Below are 25,434 nucleotides of genomic sequence, written 5' to 3'. Positions count from 1 at the left end.
CTATCTCCAAACGTCCGTTTTTCAGGACCTCGTAGTGATCTTATCCTTGACAGCATCTTTCTAACTTCAAAAGCTCAGTTTGCTGCCAGCATAGCTGGGCATTATTGGCTACTGAAGACGATTTCATCGCCTTATCTGAACATGATTTTTCTCTAACGTAGCGGTATGATGGGCATTGACGTAAGTCAACTGCAGTCTGATGCCCTGCCTGACTATGATGCTTTACATGCTCCTTGTCGTCAAGTAACAAACCGTGACGACAAGGAGCATGTGGCGATAAAGCTGAAAATAAGCGACTACTGACTCAGGAGCAGCGCCCTCCTCCATGTAAACGGGGAAAGACCCTCATCCTGGCTTCCCGACGAATCAACTGATCTGAATTACTTTCTCTTCCTGGTATTGTTGATACCCATCCGACCAGTTCAAACAAGCTAGCCAACTGCCTTTGGATAGTTGCGAAGTCGACACAACATGGCGTGGTTTAAGGGTAGGTGTCACCCGAATGCGAATGTCTTCCTGGATACGACTATTTGAAATAAACGTCAGATCACCCGTTCGAAACGACATTGGCAGCACAAAGGCCAACAGTTGAGAAGTAGGTTCGAATGTCATCGCTGTGAGGAATAGGTTGGGCTACAATCGCCCGTTGAGAGTGGATTAACCCGACAAAGATGGCCAATGGAGATGCTGTCAGGCCATGAGGTCCGTCACGTATAAACCTGATAGAATTTAGATGCTATGCTGAGCCTCATCAGACAGCGCTGAGCGGCTGTGGCGCACTTTTGAATAAAGTTTGTGATGATTCAAAGAACGAGCCGTTATGTTACGTGGCCTGACCTTCAGCCTATGGCTGTTACCGCTTGTGGTAAATGCCCAGTTAGAAACCGACTGGATTGATGTACGAATGTATGCCCATAGTATTGGCATCGATGCGCCTTGTGAAGCGCCCGAAACGAGCTGCCTGAAGGCGTATTTTATCCAGATCGTTTATGGGAAAACCGATCGGTACCTCGGCTACCAGGGCCTGTCTGCCGTAATCGATACAACCCGCATCAACCGGCTTGTCGAGCAATTTCGAGCGGGTACTACCTGGCGTCAGTCACTGGATTCCCTCGAATCGCACGATGCCAATTACCGTGCCCTGAAAGACTATTATCGGCGCTGTTTGACCGACGATTACATGGCCGATTCGCTTACGCTGGAGCAGGTCAAATCGTCGTTGAACGTTTATCGGTGGCTAAACCGCTTTCCGGCCGATAAACGGGTCATTGTCAACATACCCTCGGCCTCGCTGCGCGTTATTGATCGGCAAGGCAATACAGTGCTCAGCAGCCGGGTCATTGTTGGTAAAGCCACTACACCCACACCCTGCTTTACTGCTCGGATCACCAACCTCATCACCTATCCTTACTGGAACGTCCCCCACTCAATCGCTGTCCAGGAATTACTGCCCAGGATCCGAAGAAATCCGAGTGCCGTGCTGGCCCAGATGAAACTCCAGATCCTGGATAATAAAGGCCATGTCATAGCCGCTGAATCGGTAAACTGGCCGACGGTAACGTCAAAGACTTTTCCGTACCGCTTCCGTCAATCTACCGGTTGCGACAATGCATTAGGGGTCATGAAGTTCACCATCAATAATCCCTACGACATCTACCTGCACGATACGAACCAACGTGCTTTATTTGCCCGCGAACAACGAGCGCTTAGCCACGGATGCATTCGTGTCGAAAAGCCTATCGAACTGGCTAATCTGCTACTGGGATATAAGCGTTTTAGCCCGCATTACCTGACTACTTGCGCGACAAAGGCCAGTCCTCAAATGGTCGATCTGCCGAACGCGGTTCCCATCATCGTAACTTATACGGTTATAGATATTGATGAAATGGGGGCTGTCCAGCACTATATCGATGTGTATGGGTGGTGGCAACTGGCTCTGTGAAATCCCTAAAAACACCGTACGGGATGACCTATCCAACACCTGATCCATCATTTTCAGCCATACGCCCAGATCAGGAATTGCCGACCAAAGCCTGGCGGAATACGGATTCAATACCGTAGAGACGATACATGAGCGTGTTACTGCGTCAGGTTAAGAGCGGGATATGGTGGCTACCGATGCTGACTTGATGGAAGTACACCCACTGGAACTATTCCCAAAGGTTTATCACGGTGGTGGTTACGAGGGCCCTTTGGTAGGTTACGCTTAGCCCGGTATAAGGTATTCCGTAAACGGTTATCGGCAGTCGAGACTCTAAAGAGTACCAACGTCATCTTCGCGGACAAAGCTAGTACGTCGACAGGAAAATAAGATTACCGTATTTAGTCTGAAATTGGCTGGCCGAGTTTTGCCGGGTGCAGGGATGGCCGCCCGCCAGGCTTTTTAATCGCAGAAGGTTGCCGGGCAAATACGCTCACTTCACTCTACAGCAACAGAAATAAAGGTGTCGTTTTCTTACCACTTTGTCTTTGCTCTACGTAAACAAAGTGGTATTCATCCTTAGTTCGTAGCAACGACACACCTTACATGATGACTGATTTATAAACTGGCAAGGATTAAGAGCGCCATAGTCGATTGTTTAAGTAACTGCTTAATTTCTATTTCCCATTGTGCGAGTGGTCCCTGGTCAACCAACGTATCATCGATTTCGGTATCAGCTTCTATGTCAAGCTGATTGATCATGTCGATAATCTGGACTTGAGTCTGAGTATCTAAAAAACAAATATGTTGACTGGCTATGCTGAATAAGTAATGTTCCAGCAATTTATTGAAGGAGTTGGACGAATGGTTCATTAGCTTGAGGATTATAAGTTGGTTTACCCAAAGTTGACTTATTTGTCACTCATGGGTAACTGGTAGTAAATATTCAATTAAACAAGAAGTCTCCTTATGATTTAATTCACGCGTTTATATGATTAAAATCAGCTTAGTTGTAAAAAATAAATGCAGACTAATTAATAAGGCAGCAATTGATATAAAAAAAACGGTTCGAGCTTACAGCCGACGAAATGCCAATCAACCTGACAACCGTATGCTTTACCCATCGATTGTCAGGTTGAGCTATAAAAACACAAGATTAACCTCTTACTTCCGGCATATCTTGTCCTTCCCGTCGGATATACGCCCGATGTTCGTCTAGCTTATTTTGACACCATTGCGTCAACGCACCCGTACCAGGGCGTTTTAGTATGTGGGCCAATGTAGCCAGTACCAGTTGGTAGCGGCTCATGTTATTCAATACCAGCATATCGAAGGGCGTGGTTGTACACCCTTCTTCCATATACCCGCGAACGTGGAATCGGCTCGGATTGGTCCGATGGTGGAGTAACTCATGGATGAGCATCGGGTATCCGTGGAAAGCAAAAACCACTGGCCGATCGGTGGTAAAGAGCGCCATAAAAGCCGCTTCCGGAAAGCCGTGTGCATGATCTTCAGGCGACATAAGCGCTAACAAATCCACGATATTTACGACCCGAACCCTCAGACTCGGGAGATGGCTTTTAAGTATAGAGGCAGCCGCTATAATTTCATGGGTCGGTACATCTCCGGCACAGGCGAGCACCACATCCGGTTGCTCATGGCCAGCGTTGCCAGCCCAATCCCAAACCGACATTCCCCGGCGGCAATGGGCACGGGCTTCCTCAATGGATAACCATTGTGGCTGACATGCTTTGTTGGCAACGATCAGGTTAATGTAGTCGCGACTTCGGAGGCAATGGTCCGTTACTGATAATAGGCAGTTGGCATCGGGTGGCAGGTATACTCTTGCCACGGAGCTTTTCTTAGCGACTACTGAATTGATAAAACTGGGCGCCTGGTGGGTATAGCCATTATGATCCTGTCGCCAGACATGCGAGGTAAGTAAATAGTTAAGGGATGCCAGCGGGTTGCGCCAGGTGGTCTCTTTACTTACTTTCAGCCACTTGGCATACTGATTGAGCATTGAATCGACGAGCGGGATAAACGCTTCATAGCAGCTGAACAGCCCATGTCGCCCGGTCAGCAGGTAGCCCTCCAGCCAGCCCTCGCAGGTATGCTCACTTAGTATTTCCATAACTCGACCATCGGGTGCCAGAAATTCGTCCGTCTCGTATCTCGGTCCCATCCAGGCACGACTGGTCGCTTCGAACAATGGACTCATGCGGTTAGACGTGGTTTCATCGGGGCAGACGATTCGGAAATTCTGGGCACTCTCATTGAGACAAAACACATCGCGCAGGTAAGTTGCCAGCGTATGGGTGCCTTCCACAGATACGGCTCCAGGAGAAGCTACGTTCACTGCATACTTATCGTAATTAGGCAGTTCAAGAGGAATCAGCAAGCCTCCCCCGTTTGCGTGCTGATTCATGCCGATACGCCGGCAAACATCCGGAAGACAATTGACGACGTGTTTAAATGGCCGGCCCAGGCCATCGAAAAGATCCTGTGGATGATAGCTGCGGAGCCAGTTTTCCAACGTCGCCAGGTGAGCGGGCTTTCTGGCCGGGTCGGCAACCGGTAATTGATGCGCATGCGCCGTATTTTCAATCGCTTGACCGTCTACCGTCAGCGGGCAGGTCCAGCCTTTTGGGGTTTGCAGAATGAGCATCGGCCAGGCAGGAACGCCCGTTAGCAAGCCACTTCGGGCATTCTGCTGGATGGTTTGAATTTCTTCGTGAGCCCAGTTTAGGGCCTGCCACGTGGCCGCGTGCACCTGCATAGGGTCGCTGCCATGAATAATCCGCACCTGATACCCAAACCCGGAAAAAAGATTCGTGAGCTCATCAGAGCTCATGCGACCGTATATAGTAGGCCCGGATAGTTTATAGCCATTAGCGTGCAGTATCGGTAGTACAGCTCCCGACGTAGCAGGGTTCAGGTATTTGTTTGAATGCCAGGCAGCGGCAAGTGGACCGGTTTCGGCCTCGCCATCACCAATTACGCAAGCCACGACCAAATCCGGATTGTCGAGGGCAGCTCCGAACGCATGAGACAAACAGTATCCCAACTCTCCTCCTTCCTGAATCTGCCCAGGGGTACCGGGTACCAGATGGCTGGGTAATCCGTAAGGCCAGGAAAACTGACGGATCAGCTGTTGTAACCCATCGATGCCTACTGTGTATTGAGAATTGAACGCCCCTAAAGTGCCTTCCAGATACAGATTGGCCAGAATGGCCGGTGCACCATGACCTGGCCCAACTACCAGTAATACATTGGCACCCGTATCCTGAATAAGCCTATTGAGGTGAGCATAGATCAGATTAAGACCTGGCTGAGTTCCCCAGTGTCCCAGCAAACGTGGTTTGATATCGGCCGGTATAAGTGGGCGTTCGAGCAATACATTATCCCGCAAATAGAGTTGAGCGGCCCCCAGGTAATTGGTAGCCTGCCAATAGCGATGAAGGTTGGCGAGTCGCTGATAGGTCGGCTCCGGAGTGGGTAAAACGCTTGTCTGGTTCATGGGAAAGGGCAAAAAAGATCCTGGAGATCGATACGTAGTACCCAACAAAATTGCCCATTTGCCTGGTTGACTCTACTGACCGCCATTAGGCGTTTCGCTGAATTTCATCAGCGGCTCTATACTGGTTGATGATCATAATCAGGGTGTTAAGACAGTTTCATCAGCAGCTTTAATGTTAATAAGCAGCAGATTTGTTCGTCGATACCCTCACGCTGAACAATATGGATGCGAACCTAACTCCCCCAATCAGTTTAACAGGTCTAACGGACGCCGAAGCGGAGGAATCGCGGGTTCGAAACGGGATCAATGAGTTACCGAGCCAAGTGGGTAATTGGCAGCTTCTAAAAAATACCATCACCGAACCGATGTTCGGATTATTGGCCGCCACCTGTACCCTGTATTGGCTCCTGGGAGAGCTGTATGAGGGAGTCATCCTTTGCATAGCCATGTTTCTGGTTGCGGGATTATCCGTGTATGAATCCGTACGAAGCAATGGAGCTTTACAGGCACTTCGTCAATTGACGCAGCCTACCGTTCAGGTAAAACGGAATACCCAGTTTATTGACCTGCCTGTTCAGCAAGTAGTCGTAGGTGATGTTGTATGGCTGACAGAAGGTCAGACTACGCCCGCTGATGGATTGATGCTTCAGGCGAATGACTGTTTCGTCGATGAATCGATTTTAACGGGCGAAGCCATGCCTGTCCCTAAAACGGAAGTGAATACCCCCTTTTATTGTGGAACGACGCTGACGTCGGGTCAGGCTTTTTTGCGGATCGCTGCGGTTGGCATACATACGGAGATCGGGAAGTTGGGCGACACTCTTCAACACATAGTGAAGGAGCGAACACCCCTGCAACAACAAATTCACCAGTTTGTTAGCCGTATGGCCTTAATCGGCCTGGGCGTGTTTTTGGTAGTATGGGCAATCAATTACACTCGTTCGGGTGACTGGTTAACCTCTCTGTTATTTGGCCTGACTATGGCGATGACGATTCTGCCAGAGGAAATTCCGGTTGCCTTTAGCAGCTTTATGGCGCTGGGGGCGGTCCGACTGTCGCATGTAGGTGTATTGGCCAAACAACCGCAAACGGTCGAAAGCTTAGGAGCAGCCTCGGTGATCTGTGTAGACAAAACCGGAACAATCACCCAGGAGGGCATGACGCTAAGCCAAATTTTTATAGGCTCCGAGGAGCGGCTCGTCACGATGACACCGCGCTTATCGGCATCTGCTTGGGAAGTACTCGCCTGTGCGAGATGGGCTAGTGAACCGGAACCTTTTGACTCGATGGAACAGGCCATAGTAAGCGCTTACCTGGCTCATTGTGCTACTACTGATTTATCCCAAAGGACTATTGTTCACGAGTATCCTTTGTCCGGAACGCCCCCCATGATGACCCATGTCTATGAGCCGCAAACCGGCTCCGTACAGGTAGCAGGAAAAGGAGCGGTGGAGCGTATCCTCCACATTTGCCGATTAACAACCAGTCAGAAAGCGCTTATCCAGCAGCAGGCAAGCCAGCTGTCAACGAGCGGCTACCGTGTTTTGGGAGTAGCCGCTAGTAGCTGGAATAAAGGTGTTTACCCAACCGATCAGGATGATTTCGCGTGGTCGTTTAAAGGCCTGCTGGCCTTTGAAAATCCACCGAAGCCTAATGCTCACTGGGTTATCGAGCAGTTTAGAGGTGCAGGAATCCTCGTCAAGCTGATTACAGGGGACTATCCCGAAACGGCTCTTGCCATTGCCCGGCAGGTTGGCTTGGCCAGTGGACAGCAGGTGTTAACGGGGAGCCAGGTACTGGCTTTATCGGAGGCTGACTTTCGGAAAGCCGTTACTACGACCGAAGTGTTCGCCCGCATGTCGCCACAGGCCAAATTGTGCGTTATTCAGGCTCTTAAAGCAAACGGCCATGTAGTCGCTATGACTGGCGACGGGGTTAATGATGGCCCCGCGTTAAAAGCGGCTCATATTGGCGTGGCGATGGGAAAACGCGGTACGGAGCTGGCCAAACAGGCAGCCTCCCTCATTCTAGCCACTGATGATCTGGCGAGTATGGTTAACGCGATTGCGCTCGGACGTCGTATTTATCAAAACCTTAAAAAGGCCGTAGCCTATATTGTTTCTATTCACATTCCAATCATTCTGACGATCACGGTGCCGTTATTGGCTAACTGGCATTTTACAAATTTATTCAATCCCATTCATATCATTTTCCTGGAGCTGATCATGGGGCCAACCTGTTCTATTGCCTTTGAGCAGGAACCCGCCGAGAAAGGATTGATGCGGCAAAAACCGCGCCCGCTGAACACCACTTTTTTCACTACTAAAGAATCAGCCATGAGTCTGATCAAAGGACTATGGATTGCTTCGACCACGCTGGGGCTGTATTACGGGTTCATGCGCCAAGGGTATCCCATCGAAACGGTACGGGTCATGACATTTAGCAGCTTGGTGCTGAATAACATCGGCCTAACGCTAGTGAGCCGTTCCGGGCGGGAGTCACTCGCAGAAACCATCCGAAACCCGAATCGTTTTCTTTGGCTTATCATGAGCGTTTCGCTCATCAGCCTGAGTATTTCTTTACTAATTCCTGGAGTTCGTACCTTCATGCAATTTGCTCCGATAACCGCAACACAGTTCGGGTTGTGCATACTGTCGGCGTTTATCGGTACGTTTTGGATTGAGGCCGTTAAGTGGAGAAAGCGCTGAATCTGTTTGGAGCCCTATACGATATAAAGCCCGATCTGATCCAGGAAGTCCTCCGTCGGCAGGCCTTCCTGACGCCATAACTCGTTACCATGGTTAACCAATACGAATGCGGGTAATTGGTGTATATCGAAACTGCGGGCCACCCCCGGATGAATCACCTCTTCTATTTTCAATAACTGGACTTTACCCTTGAGCTTGCCTGTCATAAGTTCCGCTACCTCGCTTATGAAAAGATGCTGTTGGGCGTCGTTAGGCATAAAAACCAATAATACAGGAAGCACTGCTTCATGAGCCGCCTGTTTTTTGCGATCGATCATTTTCAACCTAAGCATTAAACCACTCAAAACGAATGGCATTGGAACATATACCATTAAAGTTGTGAGCCATTTATAGCCCAGGGTATGATTACCGTCATACATTTTACTAATTTTTATCCTGTTCAGCGAAGACTACTGGTATTTTTTCACCCATAAGAGCTTTTCAAAACTTTGACAGTCAATAAACTACCTATTGACTATTTGCTGATGTATCCTCATATTCATCACCCCGTATCGCCGTCAATTTGATTGTCAACACAGCCCCCGGAAACCTAGCTATGTTTAGAGAACCGTATGCCAATGCCCTGATCAATGTCTTGTTTGAACGGAGCGCCGATTTTCTGGGTGTATATGATTTTCAGCAGGATCGCTACGTTCGGATCAATCAGGTCGGGGTGAAGATGCTGGGATACCCGTCCGAACAAATGCTGATCGAGCAACCGCAATTTTCGTTCCGACGTTACCCCTTAACGCCGGCTCAGCGGACTCAAACTATTGATCAGTTGCAGGAGACGGGCTACTTCGAAGAAGAGACGGAAATAATACGGTACAACGGCGAAACCTTCTGGGGCCATCTTACCCTGGAATCTTTTGAGAACGGTCAGCTGGCTTTGGTTCGGATTACAAATCTGGATCGTTTACACCGGGCCGAGCAGGAACTGGTTCAAAGTGTCAGACGCTACGAAGCCGTGTTCACCAATGCAACGATAGCCATCGCCGTGTGCGATCGGCAAGGCAAGATTGTATCTGCCAATCAATTGGCTCATCGGCTGTTTGGGTATGTGGGAGACGAGTTAAGCGACCTATCCATCGATCAACTGGTTCCCAGCAGCGTTAGCAAGTATCATGAGAAATTACGCCAGTCCTTCCATGAGCATCCACAGGCACGGCCAATGGGTCATAATCGGGATTTATACGCTCAGCGCAGAGACGGTTCGTTATTTCCGGTCGAAGTTAGCTTAAGTCATTTCCGGTTGGATAACGAGCTATATGCCGTCGCCTACATCATTGACATTACGTTCAAAAAAGAAGCGGAACGTCAGGTTCTGGAACAGAAAGCGCAGGTTGAACGGCTCAATGCAGAACTGGAGCAAAAAGTTACGGATCGTACGCATGCGCTCATGAATACGCTAAAACAGCTAGAAGCCTCTAAAGAGGAACTGGCTCAGTCTCTAAAAGCCGAACGAGAGCTGGGTGAGCTGAAATCACGATTCGTCTCGATGGCTTCACACGAGTTTCGAACTCCCTTGACGGCTATCCTGAACGCAACGACATTAATCGAAAAATATCCAGCCAATGATCAGCAGGAAAAGCGACTCAAAAACCTGCACCGCATCCGTTCATCGGTTAAACACCTCAACGAGATTCTGGAAGAGTTTTTATCTGTCGGCAAACTGGAAGAAGGCAAAATCAGGGCTAATCCGAGCCGGATCGATATTCCTGAGTTAGTGGCCGAAATTGCCACCGACATGCAGCCTCTATTAAAGGCCGGACAAGTCCTTAAAATCACCCTTGATTGTAGCCAGCCAGCCTGGCTCGATCCGTCGTTGCTCCGCAAAATTATGGTCAACCTGATTTCGAATGCCAGTAAATATTCTGCCGAGGGGACGACCATCGATATTCAGGCTTTTTGCCGGCAGGAGCAATTTACACTTCTGGTGATCGATCAGGGCATTGGTATTTCTTCCGAAGATCAACAGCATCTGTTCGAACAGTTTTTTCGAGCCAAAAACGCCACGAACATCCCCGGTACTGGCCTGGGCCTGCACATTGTGGGCAAATTTGTTGAACTCATGCAAGGTTCCGTAACGCTCGAGAGTGAATTAACTAAAGGGACTACTATCCGAATAACCCTGCCTTATGAAAACCATCCTCTTAATTGAAGACAACGTCGAGATTCGCGAAACAACGGCGGAAATACTGGAACTGGCCAGTTACTCCGTAATAACAGCCGAAAATGGGAAAATAGGCGTAAAAGCAGCTCTGGAAACTAAACCGGATCTGGTCATTTGCGACATTATGATGCCGGTGCTGGATGGGTATGGTGTACTCCAGGTATTCAACAAAAACCCGCAATTAGCCGGTATACCGTTCATTTTTCTGACGGCCAAAACCGAACGGGTCGATTTCCGCAAAGGAATGGAATTGGGAGCCGATGACTACCTGACCAAACCGTTCGAGGAAAGTGAATTGCTGAGCGCCATTGAAACCAGGTTGAGCAGGTTCTCTTTATTTCGGAAAACATACGATCTGCGGCAGGATGGAATCCATCAGTTTCTGGACGATGCACGAGCCGTGGTGGGGTTACATCAACTTCCCGCCGATCGCAAAGCCCATCTTGTCCGCAAAAAGCAATATGTGTATTCAGAGGGCGACGAACCAACGCGACTCTATTTCCTGAAAACCGGTCGGATCAAAACCGTTCGAAACACAACCGACGGCAAAGAACTCATTACGGGACTCTACCATGCGGGTGAGTTCTTCGGCTATTTTGCCTTATTTGAACATAGCGATTATACCGACTCCGCCCTTGCTCTCGAAGATTCAGAACTGGTCTACATTCCTAAAGAAGATTTTTTGCAGTTAGTATCGGGGAGCCCAGAGGTTAGCCAACAGTTTATTAAGTTACTGGCAGGGCGAGTGGGCGAACGGGAACACCAGTTGCTGGGTATGGCTTATAACTCACTTCGCCGACGGGTGGCCGATACGTTGCTTCGTCTGTATACCCAACAGCCCGATGCCATCATTCAACTTTCCCGGGATGATCTGGCCGCTTTAACGGGCACAGCAACGGAATCGCTCATTCGCACCCTGAGCGAGTTCAGACAGGACGGCTTAATTGAAATCTTGCCCTCGGGAAGTATTCGAATATGTCAACCCGAAAAATTACAACGGGCGAACTGGTAATAGAATGCCCTCCATACGTCAATTTGTTTAAAATCATTATTCTACCTGATTCTCAACATTTATCCCGGCCGGGCAACCTACTAATTTTAGGCAAGCGGGTTCGTTTAACAATCCGCTAACCCAAGCCATGCTAAGCGAATTGCCCCCGGATGTTATCGAGACAATGCTCGTCAATCAGTATATCGGCCGGATTGGCTGCGCAGCTGAGAATAGGGTGCTCATTGAACCCGTCATCTATTATTATGATGGTCACTTTATATATGGCCTTACCCGCCAGGGTAGCAAAACGCAGTTGTTAGACATAAACCCTTCCGTTGCGTTTGAAATAGACGAAATGGTCAGCCCGGGTACCTGGCGAAGCGTGGTCATTGAGGGCGTTTACGAAGAACTTAAGGGCCATGATCTCGATGATGCGCTTTATCTCCTGAAACAGCGTAAAATACCTGTCTTTGCGGATGAACGGTTGGGCTATCCGGGTATCGCAGCATCACCAGGTCATAAACCCGTCTACCCCGTTGTCTACCGCATTCGGATAACGAACAAAACCGGCCGTTGCTACCAACAATCTACGAGCCCGGATCAGATTTTTGCGACTCAATCAGCCTAGCACGTTCATTTATTTTTACCGGGTCACCAAGGAGATGAACTCCCCTATCAAACTGGCATTGCCTGTTATTTTCTTTACGCTGTCATGGTGCGTGGCCGACGCGCAAAAGCCGTCCGTACAGGGTATTCTGGGCTCTTTTCAACTAGGCTATATCCATGCGGCAGAGTATGGGAACGTGGCCCATACGTTTGTAGCGGAAAGTATGCCTTCGTTATCGGACCATAGTCTTTACAGCGGAGCAACAGGCTGGTTACGCATCAACCGGTTTATGGGGGGCTTAAGCGTCTCGGCTCTGGCAGGCCAGTCCACTTCATGGCAACACATACGTCTTCAGCGAATGGCCAGTATTGGACAGGTAAAGCTGGGGTACGTCCTGTTTGAACATCGACAGTGGCTAATTTTCCCATCCGTCGGGCAAGGCATTTCAGCTACGGGTATGACCATTGAGCAGGATGGTACATTGCCGGAAACCTGGGTATCGGCCACAGGTACAACGGATTTCACCCTTCATGTCAACCGGTTGATTGCCCGTGACATACCAACTGACAAGAAGTGGAATGCCTTCTGGGTTGGCCTTCGCCTAGGGTATTTGTTTAGTGCAACCTCATCAGTCTGGACCCCAATGTCGAGGAGCAACCTCCTGCAGGTAAAGCCTGCTTACGGATTACATGGCTTTTATATAACCCTGGCAATCGGGGGCGGCAGCTTTCGCAATGGCCCTATTTTCTAATTTTGGCGGGAGGAGGCCATAGAATACCATGAACCATTCTGACTTTTTGGGCAACGTCACCAAAGTGCGGAGTGATTCATGGTATATAACAGAATGAAGCGCATCAGTAGGTTGTAACGACCAGATCGTCCTCGATGCTCAGGACGCCAGGAGCCGACCATACCGCATTTTCTATTTCTCTCCGTTCAACCCAGGAGTGGACTTTGCCGCGTAAAATAACTTTGTTCCCATTCGTTTCAACCTTGATCTCCTGGGCTTCTATAGCGGCATTCCGTTTCAACGCATCTGTTATTTTTTCCGCTACATCCTGTGCTGTCACCTTCGGCTTTACGCTGATCAGGTTAGAGACGCCCTTAACCCCCGAGATCGTTTCGACGGCCCGTTCAGCAGCCTGCAGCTGGTAGTTCCAGTCGACCTCTCCTACCAATGTTACCCATCCGTTCTGCACCTTCACCTGAATCATATCTTGCGGAACCTGACTGTGCCAGCCAAACGAACGAAGTATCGCCTGACCGATTTGTTCATCACTATGACCGTCCAACGCTGGCTTTACAACTACTTTTTGCACCACGACTTTAACCCCCTTTACCCGTTTTGCGGCATGTTCTGCAGCCATTTTCATTCCGTAAGAGTCTACTTCGCCCGATAGCGTAACCACGCCCTCTTTAACGGCGACACCAATTTCAGTAGCATGCAGTATTGGCTCCCAGCGTAATTCATCCATTACGTCTTTTTGTAAGGTTTCGTCGGTTTTCATGATTGTTTTGGATTGATGTTAACCGAGTCAAATTTAGAAGTAGGCTTAACGACTGATTATGACCTCATTCAGTATTTCGGCTGATACAAAACAGCTCCTTTGCTGATTTTCAATAAATCAGCAAAGCCCCTGGCCAGCAATATCATCTGGCTCGTTGATCAATGTCATAGGGGGGTGGTTGTCGCTCCAGCAACTTTGTGCGGGTCAAACGTAGCTGCTTACTGCCATGAACATTGCCTTTTTCAGTGCTCTACCTTATGAGCAAACCTGGTTTGAGTCGTACGCCAACCAGCCGATAACCTATATTCCGCACGCCCTTACGGTACAAACGGCGTATCTGGCTAAAGGACATCAGGCCGTTTGTGCGTTTGTGAATGACGATCTAAGCCGACCCGTGCTGCAACGCTTAAAAGCAGCCGGGGTTTCTGTAGTGGGTATGCGGTGTGTGGGGCTGGATAACGTCGATCAGGAAGCAATGGCCGACTTAAACATGACCCTTCTGAACGTACCAGGCCACTCCCCCTATTCAGTGGCAGAACAGGCCGTTACGTTATTATTGGGCCTATTGCGGCACCTGCCCGAAGCAAGTTTACGCGTGAGGAGAGGGAACTTTGCCATCGATGGTCTTGTCGGAAACGACTTACATGGAAAAACGGTGGGTGTAATTGGCACGGGGCGTATTGGAAAGGTATTTGCCCGGATCATGCTGGGCTTTGGTTGCCAGGTTCTGGCTTACGACGTCAGGCCTGACCCCAAGCTCGTGGCGGCCGGTGTGCATTACGGTCTGCTTTCCGAATTGCTTTCACAAGCGGATATTTTATCCCTTCATTGCCCGCTGACACCACTTACCGAGCATATCATCCAAGCACATTCTTTAGTCGCCATGAAGCCCAATGCTATCCTGGTCAACACGGCCCGGGGGCGACTGGTCGATACAAAGGCCTTATTGAACGCTCTGGATGCCGGCCATCTGGCTGGTTATGCAGCAGACGTCTATGAGGGTGAGCGAACGTACTTTCATTATGATTATTCCGACAAACCCATTGGAGACAGCCTGTTAAACCGGCTGCGGAATCATCCCAGGGTATTGTTAACGGCGCATCAGGGTTTCTTAACGGAAGAAACTCTACAGCAAATGGCAAGAAATCTGCTCAACCAATTTACTTTCTACGATAGTCAGCAGACATTACTGGTCACCAAAGCTTCGATGTGCTGATCCCCTGCTGGCCTAAAACATCGCTGTTTGCTTCTTTGGACAAATGCATGCTATGCTTTTGCCCAAAAGCCCAGGGCGACATGCCCAATTTCTCCACCATGGATTTGCTATTACCGTGACCGTTGATGTGGATGCCTTTCGGTTTGTTAGCCCGCAATGAATTGAATCAATCTTAACAATGCATTTACCATGGTACGCTTTGTGTTTGTTTCGTTGCTCTTCATTCATGGGCTGATTCACGTAATTGGATTTATGAACCAGTGGGTTTTGGCCACAGGCCCGCAATTGAGCGGCAGATCGATACTTTCTGTTTCAACCCGGACCGCCCGATTACTCGGGTTTCTTTGGCTTTTAACGGGCCTAGGGTTCCTACTGACGGCAGTAACATACTGGTTTCAGATGAACGGGTGGACGTCGCTAGCTCTGGCCAGCATCTTACTATCCCAAACCCTTATTATCCTGTTTTGGTCCGATGCAAAAGTTGGCACCCTGGCGAATGCACTTATCGCCTTAAGCGTCTGGATTTCCATTGCACACAACCGGTTTGAAGAATATGCCGATCAGGAAGCTCGTCAGGTAATGATTCAGCCGACTACGGTGCATCAGGTTATTGATCGAACCATGCTGATACACCTCCCCATGCCCGTCCAGCAATGGCTGATAGCCAGTGGGGTTGTCGGAAAAGAACAAGTTCATACCGTTCGACTCCAGCAAATAGGGTTGATGCGCACCAATCCCCGTGGGAGGTGGATGCCAACCCAGGCCGAACAATACATCGACGTCGACAAGCCTGGGTTTGTCTGGAAGGCAGATGTTCGCCCGTTCGCCTGGTTGCCACTGGCGGGGCTAGATAAATATGCTGACGGAAAGGGAACTATGCAGATAAAAGCCTTATCGTTTATTCCTATTGTGAATGCATCCGACGCCAAAATTGATCAGGGGGAATTGCTCCGCTACCTGAGTGAGATGTGCTGGTACCCGTCGGCAGCGCTTCGTCCATACATTACCTGGCAACCGATCGATGAGAAGCAGTCGGAGGCCACCATAAACTATAAAGGTGTGACGGCCTCAGCCGTGTTTACTTTTGATGCACAGCATCGGTTAGTCAGTGTTGCTGCCAAACGATATAAGGGCGACAGCGCCCAGAGCCAGCTGGAAGACTGGTATATTCCGGCCCGGTCCTGGAAGATAATAAACGGCGTCAGGATCCCTGTCAAAGGTGATGTCATCTGGAAACTCCAGACCGGTGATTTCAACTACTACCAATGGGAAATTGCCGCCATCGACTACAATAAGCGTGTGCTATACTGAGTGCCTTCACTCCCACCAAACAAACCTTATTTTTCAAATCCGACCTTTAGATCATGAACACGTTAACAAATCGAAGCGGATTAGTCGTTTTGTGCTTTTTCCTGCTGGCAACCTTGCCCTGGGCCTGCACAGACCATCCGTTACCACCTACATCTGCGCAGCTATTGACAGGCTGTACGACAGGCTGGAAAAATATAAATCAAACGTATCAGGGAAACGTCATCGGTGGACTGGCACCCGAATGTTACCGGTTAATCTTCAAGACCGATGGGAAGCTCCTGGTAGACCGAAGCAGGTGCACGGGACCAGCCACCTCTTTACTTGATCTGGGTAGCTGGTCCAGCACAGAAACGACCATTTCCTTACCTTCGTTTCCCTGGAACCTATACGGTATACCAGGCCCTCATCGTATCGACCTGTTAACGGCGACCACTTTACAATTCAGCTACCGGGGTGATCCGGAAAAAATAACGGAGACTTGGTCGTGCGAATGAAGCAGTGACCCCAACAGGCACACCAGAAGAACGGTCTTCATCGGGTCTCCATTCATTGGCTTGACCAGTACTGCCGTGCTGAGCGGAGATATCCTGTCGGTAGGCTTAACGGCCACGGCCACGCCCGAGCGGTGACAAGGCTAACTTGGCATCGCTTTTCCTTTTCGACAGGTAATTGTACCTCATTCGCTCACATATGCAACACTAAAACCGGCTTTGTAGTATGATTCAGCACGTCCTCGGCTACACTCCCCAACAGAAAGTGTTGTATTCCTTTGTAGCCATGGGTGAATAATACAATTAAGTCTGCCTCAACTTCGTCAGCATAGTTGATAATACCGTCTGGCACATCCCTGGCCGTCCGTATAGTACACGTAAAATCCGTTATCCCTTTGCCAGCAGCAAACTCATTGACCCAGTCGCGTATACCTTCGGTAACCCGGCTATCGGTTGGCGTTTTTACGTATAGAAACTGGTAGTGGTCTCGTTCGCCCATCTGAAAGAAATAATGCTGTACTGCTTTCAGGCGATCATCTACGTCGATGGCGTAAATAATGTTTTTTGGGTGGAAATGAGCAACCGGCTCCTTGATAATAAGAACCGGGCAATGGGCATTCCGCACAACGGTTTCCGCATTGGAGCCAACTAGCCACTCCTCCAGGCCGGAAGCTCCTGCGGAGGTCATCACAATCAGATCGGCGGCCCGATCGGTTATATTGTGGGTAAGGCCCTGACCGTTGGTCAGCAGGGTTGGAATGATCTTAACGTCTTTGTACTTGCTATTAGCGGCTAACTTCTCCAGCGCTGACTTAGCCTCCCGTTCAATGGCTATATAATCTGCTATTGTTTGGTTTACCAGGAGCGTTGTCGCTTCTGCATACGCAGGCACAGCTACTGGATAAACCACAGAATGCAACAGCAAAATGGTCGATTGATAAACTCTGGCCACATCAACGGCTACGGACAAAGCATTGTCGGTTTCTGCACTTAGGTCGGTTGGAACAATAATCGTTTTCATACGAAAGTCAGTTTGAATAAGCTGGACAAAAGAATCTGTTTTGACCAAGCTATAAGCTGACGGTCAGCATTTAAAACACTGATAACTATCACGTTTCATTCTGACCAATGTCCGGGCGCTTCACCGGGCCCACCTCTAGCTTTGGCATTGGCTAACGTCAGTTGATACCAGAGCTGGATGCCAACCGATGGCAAATTCAAATCAATTATGGAAACGCTAGACACTTTCCTGACAATCGCCTATGTGGTGGTGAACGTCTTCTCGATAACACAATTAATTGGAAGCTACCGCTGGCCAGCAACTACCCGGATGCTTTTCTTCCTGCTCTTTAGCATTGCGGCCTTTGTCAACATTCGTAATGCGCTCGAAACTCCCTGGGTCTATCAGAGTTATGCGGACTATGCCATTCCCCTGTACCGCCGGTTTATTCTTGGTCTGTTCGACGATTTCGCAACGCCTATCGTACTCAGTATAGGTATTGGCCAGGCCTTGGTTGCTATCGCTATGCTTTTGATGGGTGACTGGTTTCGGATGGGCTGTCTGGGTGGACTAATTTTTTGTGTTGCTATAGCTCCCCTGGGGCTAGGATCCGCTTTTCCGGCAACGCTGCTGATGGCGCTGGCTTTTTACCGGCTTTACCGTCATGAACGACAGCCAACTCGAAAAAGAGTCTCCAACCAGGGACGTGTCGTATTACCAGTTGAGTAACGGAGCAGAGAGTACCGGTTGGTTTCGGTCGGTTAACGTTCTTTTTCAGTAGATAAGGTACCCACAGTAGCCTGATAGCGTCTTTTCCCGAACCGTCTGTATATAACGAATTACAAGCCAGCAAGCTCAACGAGTTATTTCCGAATGAAGAACCAGCCAGTTTATAGACAAACCACCTTACCACCGATGAACAAAGTCGGACAAAACGCATCGACAGCTATCATAAATCCATTGGCCGATGTCGTCATTAGCTTCGTCGATACCCCTATTGCGGGCAGCGTCGCAATAGTCAACTTCACCGGAAAGGGAACCGAAAGTCAAATCGAATGGACGGGCCCGTATGCAAAAAAAATTTTAGAGGCCGATGGAAACATATCGACCATCAGCGCGGAGAAAGAGACCCGTAAATCGGAAGTAGAGCCAACCAGCTATCGTCATGAGTAGGATTATTCGTCGTTCTCCCGTTCGTTTAAACCACCTGAATCTGCTCAGATCAGCCCCATAAAAGCTACTTATAAAAATGGGATTTTGTGGGTAAGTATTGCCAAACAAAATGGTCCTCAGAAAATAAGTAAGATCCCACCAATCGACTAAGCTCGGATTCTGTGGCTTGTTGGTTGGGTACTCCGTACCTGCTGCGCACGCACAGAACCCTATGCCTGACCCAGAAACGATGATTACGACCCAGAAACGACCAAACGATACGGCTCCCCGTCCTGTCATTAGCCCCTTGCTGACAGACACCCTTACGCAGGCACTGGATGGCCCTAAAAGTCGGCAGTCAGAGCTACGGTTTATTTTTCAGATTGGGTGGCAGTTTTTAAAAGGGCTGCGTAAGCTGCACTTTGTAGGACCCTGCGTTACGGTTTTTGGATCGGCTCGTTTTCAGAAAGACCATGTCTATTATGAACTGACCCGGCGGGTAGGAAAAGCCATTCATGAACTGGGGTTTACAGTAATGACTGGCGGTGGCCCCGGCTTGATGGAAGCGGCTAATCGGGGGGCCTATGAAGCAGGTGGGCATTCGGTGGGGTGCAATATCCGGTTACCGTTCGAGCAGCAACCGAATCCTTATCTGCACACACAGGTCACCATCGATTTCTTTTTTGTCCGTAAAGTACTGCTGTTGAAATACTCTTATGCCTTTGTCGTGATGCCTGGTGGCTGGGGAACGATGGATGAACTTTTTGAAACACTCACCCTGGTGCAAACCGGCGTGATCCACCGGTTTCCTGTCGTCCTGATGGGCCGCGACTACTACCAGCCTTTGCTGGCTTACATGCAGGACATGATTCGGGCAGGAACGATCCTTGAAAAAGACCTTCACTACGTTTGTCTGACCGACGACCTCACCGAAGCGCAGCAACATATCCGCTCCTACGTTCAACAGAACTACAAAGTTATTCGTAGACGCAAGCCTATGTGGTGGCTACTGGAACGGGTGTAGAATCATTTCTCTTTCAAACTAATCAAAACCAGCAAGCAGACGCCAAGCTTAATCAACCTTTTCTCAACCATGCTTAAGATACTCCTATTAACCGACTTCTCCCCTGCCGCACGGCATGCCATTGCCTATACCCAGGCTTTGTTTGCGGATACAGCCGCTGATTTCTGTTTACTGTATGTATGTCCGATTGAGCCAGAAGCGGAATATACCGGTGCTACCTTACTGGCCGAACGATGGCAAGCTGCGGAAGGGTCACTAAATCAGCTTCGTGTCGAATTGACGGAGCTACCCGAACCTGCTTACCATACCTATCGAACGATAGCCAGGATGGGAGAACCGACCGGAGTGGTAAACCAGTTAGTAACCAAAGAGCACGATCACTTCGATTTAGTTGTCGTAGGGGCGACCGGTTCGGGATGGAGTGAACTGCTCGGAAGCGTGGCCACCGCCATGATCCGGGAAGCGAAAACCAACGTGCTGGTTGTTCCGACCTGCGCGCCAATCCGACCAGTAACTCAACTGGTACTGGCCACGGATTACCGGTCCGTCCATGATGCCCGATCGCTCCGTTTGCTCAGCGATATCGCCAGTCGCAAAGCCGCCACCCTGACCGTACTCACCATCGACAAGCCCACCGAGCCCATCTCACCTGTCTCTGAAACCAGTAGGCAACACGTTATGGATGCCCTGGAAAACGTCCTGACCGATACGTACACCATTCATGACGACAATGTGCTGCACGGCATCAACTTGTATCTGAAAGTACACAAGGTCGATTTGCTGGTCATGCTGCCACATCATAAAAGCCTTTTTGATGTACTTCGTCACAAAAGCACCAGTCGATCGGTGGCCTTTCATCCTTCGGTCCCTCTGTTGACCCTGTACGACAGGAAATTACCTGCCGAGTCGGTCGCAGACGAGTTGAATAGAATTCCCTTTGCCAGCTACCTGTAATTCAATCTGGTTATGAAAGATGACCCATTCCGTCAACTGATCAGCTTGCAGCTAGTCCATCGTATATGGCAAAGTGATCTTGATATCGCCCTTCGTGAAGTGAATTTCTGGGAGGATTTGCTTACCTCTTTAGACAATGATTTGGCTCCCAATGAGACAACCCATGATAATACCTGGCAGAAAGAGTTAAGCCAGCTGCACCATTTTCGGCGGCTCATCCGGCGGTTGCAGGAAGATTTGCAGACACTGGACCAACACGTGGCCGCAAGTGTTCGCATCGGCCATGTGCCAGATGAGGATATGCGTTCGAATCACGATTATCTGCGGGCGGAGATGGACAGATTCCATGCTGATTTTCGGGCTTTTAAAACTGAAATTCGCCAGTACCTGACCTCGCAGCATACTTTCTAATTATAAGGTTAAGGCGTAGGTTAATATACAGAAGGCTGAGCAACTAAGAGGGTGTTGCTCAGCCTTCTGTTCGTTCAGGCTTCGACTTGCATAAGGAGCAATCCCTATTTATTCAAAATGCCTGTTACTACGGATTCTATCCGGATGGACTCCGCTTTTATAGCCGGGACAAAACAAAGTTCATTACTTACGAGCCGCCTGGTCTTTAACTGATTAGCATTGCCTGCTTCCCTGATGTGGATCATGTTCCTCCCTGGGTTGCCAGCCTACCTTTGTTTCACACGATCCGTAAGATTTTCTCCCAGCTAAAAAGACAAGTCACCCGTCACCTACGTAAGCGATGATACCAGCAACAATGAAAGCCGCCGTTGCGCGTGCCTATGGTCAACCACTGCAGATTGAAGAAGTGCCTGTTCCTGTGGTAACACCAGGCCGAATCCTGGTGAAAGTAGCGGCCTGTGGAGTTTGCCACACTGATTTACACGCCATCAACGGTGACTGGCCGGTCAAAGCAACCCTTCCGCTGATTCCTGGCCACGAAGGTGTCGGTACGGTAGTAGCCATCGGCGAAGGCGTGTCGAACGTAAAAATCGGGGATCGGGTGGGCATTCCCTGGCTATATACGGCTTGTGGTCACTGTGAGCATTGCTTTACGGGCTGGGAAACACTATGCGAAAACCAGCAGAACACGGGGTATTCGGTGCAGGGAAGCTACGCCGAATACGTACTGGCCGACCCTAACTATGTAGGCCATATTCCTGATTCACTATCGTTCGAAACAGCCGCTCCCATTTTGTGCGCAGGCGTTACGGTCTACAAAGGCCTGAAAGAAACCGAAGTGAAGCCTGGGCAATGGGTGGTTATTTCAGGTATTGGGGGACTAGGCCATCTGGCAGTCCAGTACGCCAAAGCCATGGGAATGCGCGTAGCCGCCGTCGACATTCAGGACGACAAGCTAGCGCTGGCAAAAAGTGTGGGTGCCGAATTGGTCGTCAATGCGGCCAGCGAAGACCCGGTCAAAGTCATTCAGCAAGCGATCAAAGGTGCTCATGGCGTATTGGTTACGGCCGTGTCGCGTTCAGCGTTTGCCCAGGGTGTCGGTATGCTACGCCGACGGGGCACGTTGTCGCTCGTCGGATTACCACCAGGTGATTTCAACCTTAACATTTTCGACGTGGTCCTTACCCGTAAAACCGTTCGGGGATCGATTGTGGGTACCCGGCAGGATTTGATCGAAAGCCTGGCCTTTGCGGCTGCGGGTAAAGTACAGGTACATTACCATACCATACGACTCGAAAATATCAATCAGGCACTCACGGAGATGGCAGCGGGTAAGATCGATGGCCGGGTCGTTCTACGAATTAGCGACATTAAACCGAAACCCCAACCCAACGTGCTGGTCAGTCAGTCGCAGGAGGCTCCTATCGCCTAAACGACCTTCTTGCCAACGGCCCTTAGCCAGGATAATCTTATCCTGGCTAAGGGCCGTTGATCGTTTCAACTAACCGGAGGGAAACAGACGTGTATCGCTTTCACCAGCTCGTCGTAATCAGCCTATGAACCGGACTTTTAATGTAGGTTTTTGCCCATGTCCGTCGCATAATAAGCGGTCGTCTTCACCATCGTCTGATAAACGTATGTGCAGTTAATACTTGGTAAGAAGGGGAATATATAAAAAATTATTACCTGAGGACTCAGCCTAAACCGAAGGGGTATTGCTCAAGAAATTATGTCATTTCTCCCTCAAACAACCGACATGGCTGTGGACCAAAAGATCTTTTTTGAGCAGTCAGGCTGTATAATGGCGAAAAAACCAACGTTTCAAGCGCTCCGCGCATGCGACATAAATAAAAATAATTCCCAGTATGGCCCCATATAAAGATAAGGGTAATTGGCTAAAGCCGAACACGCGACCGATGGGGGTCAGCGGCAACAGCATAACCACCACCGCAACGAAGCCCGTAACGATTACCAGCCACTTGGCCGGTCTAGCCCGATAAAACGTCCGGTGCGTACGAACCACCAGCACGATTGTAGACGCCGAGAGAACCGATTCGACAAACCAGCCCGTTTGAAACAGGCTCTCATTGGTGCGGAATACCCAGATTAGTACGCCAAAACTCAGGTAATCGAAAACGGAGCTCAGCAACCCGAATGTCATCATAAAGCGCTGTATAAACCGTAGATTCCATTGAGTCGGATAAGCAATAGCTTCCGGATCGACGTTGTCCGAGCCAATGGTCATTTCGGGCAGATCGGTGAGCAGGTTGGTCAGCAGCACCTGTGGGGGCAGTAGGGGTAAAAAGGGTAAAAACAGCGATGCTCCTGCCATGCTGAACATATTCCCAAAATTAGCGCTGGTCGCCATGAATACATACTTCATGGTGTTGACGAACGTCCGTCGCCCTTCGCGTATTCCCTCGATAAGTACATTCAGGTTTTGCTGCAATAACAAAATATCAGCCGATTCTTTCGCCACGTCGACGGCCGAATCCACCGAAATTCCGACATCCGCTGCGTGCAGCGCGCTGGCGTCATTGATCCCATCACCCATATAGCCAACTACATGCCCTGACTTTTGCAGGGCTAAAATGATACTTTCTTTCTGGTTAGGCTCTACTTCGGCAAATACAGAAATGTCAACCGCTTTCCTGGAAAAAGCTTCTGGACTGAGTTGACGGAGCGCGGAGCCGGTTAGTACTTCGGAACAGTTGATTCCCATTTGCCGGGCGAGGCATTTGGCCACCAGCACATTATCGCCCGTGATCATCTTGACCTGAACACCAAGATTCTTTAATTCGGTCAGGGTTTCGGCAATGTCGGCCTTGGGTGGATCGAACAGCGTAACAAAGCCCAGGAACGTCATATCAGCCTCATCACGCTTGTCGATATTCCGTTTACCATCGGTTTGTTTGATTGCCAGACCCAATACCCGGAACCCCTGCCCGCTGACTCGCTGGTAGGTTTCTTCGATCTGCGGACGGTATTCGGTTAGAGAAGCCGCTTCATTCACTCCTGTATCGACAAACTTGCACACATCCAGAATATTCGTCAGTGCCCCCTTCGTGATCATCACCGTTTGTCCGTCCAGTACGGTCAGGATCGTAAGCCGCTTTCGGATAAAATCATACGGAATCTCATCTACGCGGAGATAAGCAGATGCATCGATTGGCCTGAACGCCATAATAGCTTCATCAATTGGATTACGAAACCCCTGCTGAAGAGCAGCATTGATCCCGGCCATAAGTTGACCCCGGGCCGAAGGGAGGCCATCGACACCTATGATCTGGTCGACCCGCACCCGCCCTTCGGTTAGCGTACCGGTTTTATCCGAGCAAAGGATATTCATGCTGCCTATGCTTTCGATGGATGATAGCCGTTTGACGATCACCTGCTGGCGGGCCATCCGACTGGCGCCTTTAGCCAGATTGATACTCATGATGGCAGGCAGCAACTGAGGGGTTAGCCCAACCGCAATGGCCAGCGAAAACAGAAAGGCATTCAATACGGGTTTGTGCAGGCCCACATTGATAGCAAAAATGAGTATTACGAGAATAAGTGTAATCTCCATGAGCAGGTAACCGAACTGCCGAATACCCCGCTCAAAGTCGGTTTCGGGCGGGGTGCTGCCAATTCGCTGCGCTATATGACCAAATTCCGTTTGTTGGCCGGTCAGCACAACTACAGCCCTGCCACTTCCACTTACCACATGAGTTCCCATAAAAAGCGCGTTGTGTCGTTTGGCAAGGGGGGTGTCAGCCGGTAAGGCCCCTGGCTGTTTACTCGCCGGATACGTTTCTCCCGTCAGCGTCGCTTCGTTGACAAACAACTCATTTGATTCCAGCAGGTAACTATCGGCGGGTATCATGTCGCCAGCCCGCAGATACACCACATCACCGGGGACGACCTGCTCCACTGGGAGGTCGATAAAAATGCCGTCCCGACAGACGGACGTTTTAACCGTTACGATCGACAGGAGTTGCTGCATGGCCTTTGAGGCTCTATTTTCCTGCCAGAATCCCAGCAGTCCGCTCAAGGCAATAATGATGAAAATAATGAGCGCGTCGGTGCCATCACCTAAAAACCAGGAGAGCATAGCTGCCGTCAGAAGAATGAGCGAAATCGGGCTTTTGAACTGACTCAGTAATAAAGCCATCCCTGATAACTGACGCTTCGTCTGGAGTACATTCGAGCCAGCTAACCGACGAGTTTGTGCTACCTGTTCAGTCCGTAGACCCGAATAAGTCGTCGATAACTCAGCAATTATCTTATCGGTCGGAATGGCCCAATAGGAAGTCAGGTTAGGAGTTTCAGGCGATAACGTTACAGGCTGACCACCCTGTCGGCTGATCATGTGTAAATCTCTAAACCAGTCTCGAAGTCCAGACTGGTTAATCAATACACGTAT

At 49.6% G+C, this 25,434-nt stretch carries 21 protein-coding genes and 1 pseudogene; 16 read left to right on the top strand and 6 right to left on the bottom strand.

The window, feature by feature from the left end; all coding sequences use genetic code 11:
• Window positions 1-366: 366 nt before the first annotated feature.
• Entirely contained in the window at window positions 367-612 is a 246-nt protein-coding gene (locus ACYVC2_RS12770) for a hypothetical protein (RefSeq protein WP_461102815.1), read from the bottom strand.
• Window positions 613-820: 208 nt separating this feature from the next.
• On the opposite strand from ACYVC2_RS12770, the gene ACYVC2_RS12765 reads away from it, so the two are divergent.
• Entirely contained in the window at window positions 821-1,942 is a 1,122-nt protein-coding gene (locus ACYVC2_RS12765) for a L,D-transpeptidase family protein (RefSeq protein WP_461102814.1), read from the top strand.
• A gap of 1,135 nt (window positions 1,943-3,077) precedes the next feature.
• On the opposite strand, the gene ACYVC2_RS12760 is transcribed toward ACYVC2_RS12765, so the two are convergent.
• Window positions 3,078-5,441 carry a phosphoketolase family protein gene (locus ACYVC2_RS12760; protein WP_461102813.1) on the bottom strand — a complete coding sequence of 788 codons (2,364 nt, stop codon included), beginning with the start codon at window positions 5,439-5,441 and terminating at the stop codon, window positions 3,078-3,080.
• Between the two features lie 221 nt (window positions 5,442-5,662).
• On the opposite strand from ACYVC2_RS12760, the gene ACYVC2_RS12755 reads away from it, so the two are divergent.
• Entirely contained in the window at window positions 5,663-8,149 is a 2,487-nt protein-coding gene (locus ACYVC2_RS12755) for a cation-translocating P-type ATPase (protein WP_461102812.1), read from the top strand.
• A 14-nt stretch (window positions 8,150-8,163) separates the two neighbouring features.
• Here ACYVC2_RS12755 and ACYVC2_RS12750 read toward each other — a convergent pair whose 3' ends face one another.
• Complete coding sequence (locus tag ACYVC2_RS12750) at window positions 8,164-8,568, bottom strand: thioredoxin family protein (protein WP_461102811.1); 405 nt, start codon at window positions 8,566-8,568, stop codon at window positions 8,164-8,166.
• 176 nt (window positions 8,569-8,744) lie between these two features.
• Here ACYVC2_RS12750 and ACYVC2_RS12745 point away from each other — a divergent pair, with 176 nt between their 5' ends.
• From ACYVC2_RS12745 to ACYVC2_RS12730, 4 genes are all read left to right on the top strand, one after another.
• On the top strand, window positions 8,745-10,349 hold the full coding sequence (locus tag ACYVC2_RS12745; protein WP_461102810.1) for a sensor histidine kinase: 1,605 nt from the start codon (window positions 8,745-8,747) through the stop codon (window positions 10,347-10,349).
• On the top strand, window positions 10,327-11,373 hold the full coding sequence (locus ACYVC2_RS12740) for a response regulator (protein WP_461102809.1): 1,047 nt from the start codon (window positions 10,327-10,329) through the stop codon (window positions 11,371-11,373). Before ACYVC2_RS12745 ends, ACYVC2_RS12740 begins: the two co-directional genes overlap by 23 nt.
• A 127-nt stretch (window positions 11,374-11,500) precedes the next feature.
• The gene (locus ACYVC2_RS12735) at window positions 11,501-11,980 is read left to right on the top strand and encodes a pyridoxamine 5'-phosphate oxidase family protein (RefSeq protein WP_461102808.1); all 480 of its coding nucleotides are present in this window, start codon (window positions 11,501-11,503) and stop codon (window positions 11,978-11,980) included.
• Window positions 11,981-12,014: 34 nt separating this feature from the next.
• On the top strand, window positions 12,015-12,710 hold the full coding sequence (locus tag ACYVC2_RS12730) for a hypothetical protein (protein WP_461102807.1): 696 nt from the start codon (window positions 12,015-12,017) through the stop codon (window positions 12,708-12,710).
• Between the two features lie 103 nt (window positions 12,711-12,813).
• Here ACYVC2_RS12730 and ACYVC2_RS12725 read toward each other — a convergent pair whose 3' ends face one another.
• Complete coding sequence (locus tag ACYVC2_RS12725) at window positions 12,814-13,467, bottom strand: BON domain-containing protein (RefSeq protein WP_461102806.1); 654 nt, start codon at window positions 13,465-13,467, stop codon at window positions 12,814-12,816.
• Between the two features lie 226 nt (window positions 13,468-13,693).
• On the opposite strand from ACYVC2_RS12725, the gene ACYVC2_RS12720 reads away from it, so the two are divergent.
• The 3 genes from ACYVC2_RS12720 (at window position 13,694) to ACYVC2_RS12710 (ending at window position 16,488) form a co-directional block, all read left to right on the top strand.
• Window positions 13,694-14,683 carry a 2-hydroxyacid dehydrogenase gene (locus ACYVC2_RS12720; RefSeq protein WP_461102805.1) on the top strand — a complete coding sequence of 330 codons (990 nt, stop codon included), beginning with the start codon at window positions 13,694-13,696 and terminating at the stop codon, window positions 14,681-14,683.
• Window positions 14,684-15,082: 399 nt separating this feature from the next.
• On the top strand, window positions 15,083-15,994 hold the full coding sequence (locus ACYVC2_RS12715; protein WP_461102804.1) for a DUF6544 family protein: 912 nt from the start codon (window positions 15,083-15,085) through the stop codon (window positions 15,992-15,994).
• 53 nt (window positions 15,995-16,047) lie between these two features.
• Complete coding sequence (locus ACYVC2_RS12710; RefSeq protein ID WP_461102803.1) at window positions 16,048-16,488, top strand: hypothetical protein; 441 nt, start codon at window positions 16,048-16,050, stop codon at window positions 16,486-16,488.
• A 190-nt stretch (window positions 16,489-16,678) separates the two neighbouring features.
• Here ACYVC2_RS12710 and ACYVC2_RS12705 read toward each other — a convergent pair whose 3' ends face one another.
• A complete protein-coding gene (locus ACYVC2_RS12705) occupies window positions 16,679-17,506 on the bottom strand; it encodes a universal stress protein (protein ID WP_461102802.1) in 828 nt (275 codons plus the stop codon).
• 207 nt (window positions 17,507-17,713) lie between these two features.
• Between ACYVC2_RS12705 and ACYVC2_RS12700 the strand changes: the two genes are divergently transcribed.
• From ACYVC2_RS12700 to adhP, 7 genes and pseudogenes are all read left to right on the top strand, one after another.
• Window positions 17,714-18,214 (top strand): hypothetical protein, encoded by a 501-nt coding sequence (locus ACYVC2_RS12700; RefSeq protein WP_461102801.1) that lies wholly within the window; start codon window positions 17,714-17,716, stop codon window positions 18,212-18,214.
• A 186-nt stretch (window positions 18,215-18,400) separates the two neighbouring features.
• The gene (locus tag ACYVC2_RS12695; RefSeq protein ID WP_461102800.1) at window positions 18,401-18,658 is read left to right on the top strand and encodes a hypothetical protein; all 258 of its coding nucleotides are present in this window, start codon (window positions 18,401-18,403) and stop codon (window positions 18,656-18,658) included.
• A 15-nt stretch (window positions 18,659-18,673) separates the two neighbouring features.
• Window positions 18,674-18,808 (top strand): annotated as a pseudogene (locus ACYVC2_RS12690) (Hsp20/alpha crystallin family protein); the annotation flags it as partial.
• 79 nt (window positions 18,809-18,887) lie between these two features.
• Window positions 18,888-19,661: an LOG family protein gene (locus ACYVC2_RS12685; RefSeq protein ID WP_461102963.1), complete on the top strand. Its 774-nt coding sequence runs from the start codon at window positions 18,888-18,890 to the stop codon at window positions 19,659-19,661.
• Between the two features lie 69 nt (window positions 19,662-19,730).
• Entirely contained in the window at window positions 19,731-20,615 is an 885-nt protein-coding gene (locus tag ACYVC2_RS12680; RefSeq protein WP_461102799.1) for a universal stress protein, read from the top strand.
• 12 nt (window positions 20,616-20,627) lie between these two features.
• A complete protein-coding gene (locus ACYVC2_RS12675) occupies window positions 20,628-21,026 on the top strand; it encodes a hypothetical protein (protein ID WP_461102798.1) in 399 nt (132 codons plus the stop codon).
• Between the two features lie 340 nt (window positions 21,027-21,366).
• On the top strand, window positions 21,367-22,458 hold the full coding sequence (adhP, locus tag ACYVC2_RS12670) for an alcohol dehydrogenase AdhP (protein WP_461102797.1): 1,092 nt from the start codon (window positions 21,367-21,369) through the stop codon (window positions 22,456-22,458).
• A 357-nt stretch (window positions 22,459-22,815) separates the two neighbouring features.
• On the opposite strand, the gene mgtA is transcribed toward adhP, so the two are convergent.
• A complete protein-coding gene (gene mgtA, locus ACYVC2_RS12665) occupies window positions 22,816-25,380 on the bottom strand; it encodes a magnesium-translocating P-type ATPase (RefSeq protein WP_461102796.1) in 2,565 nt (854 codons plus the stop codon).
• Window positions 25,381-25,434 lie beyond the last annotated feature (54 nt).

Source organism: Spirosoma koreense, from assembly GCF_054777875.1.
The sequence above is the reverse complement of the archived record's forward strand: the minus strand, read 5'-3'. Positions and strand labels throughout refer to the sequence as shown.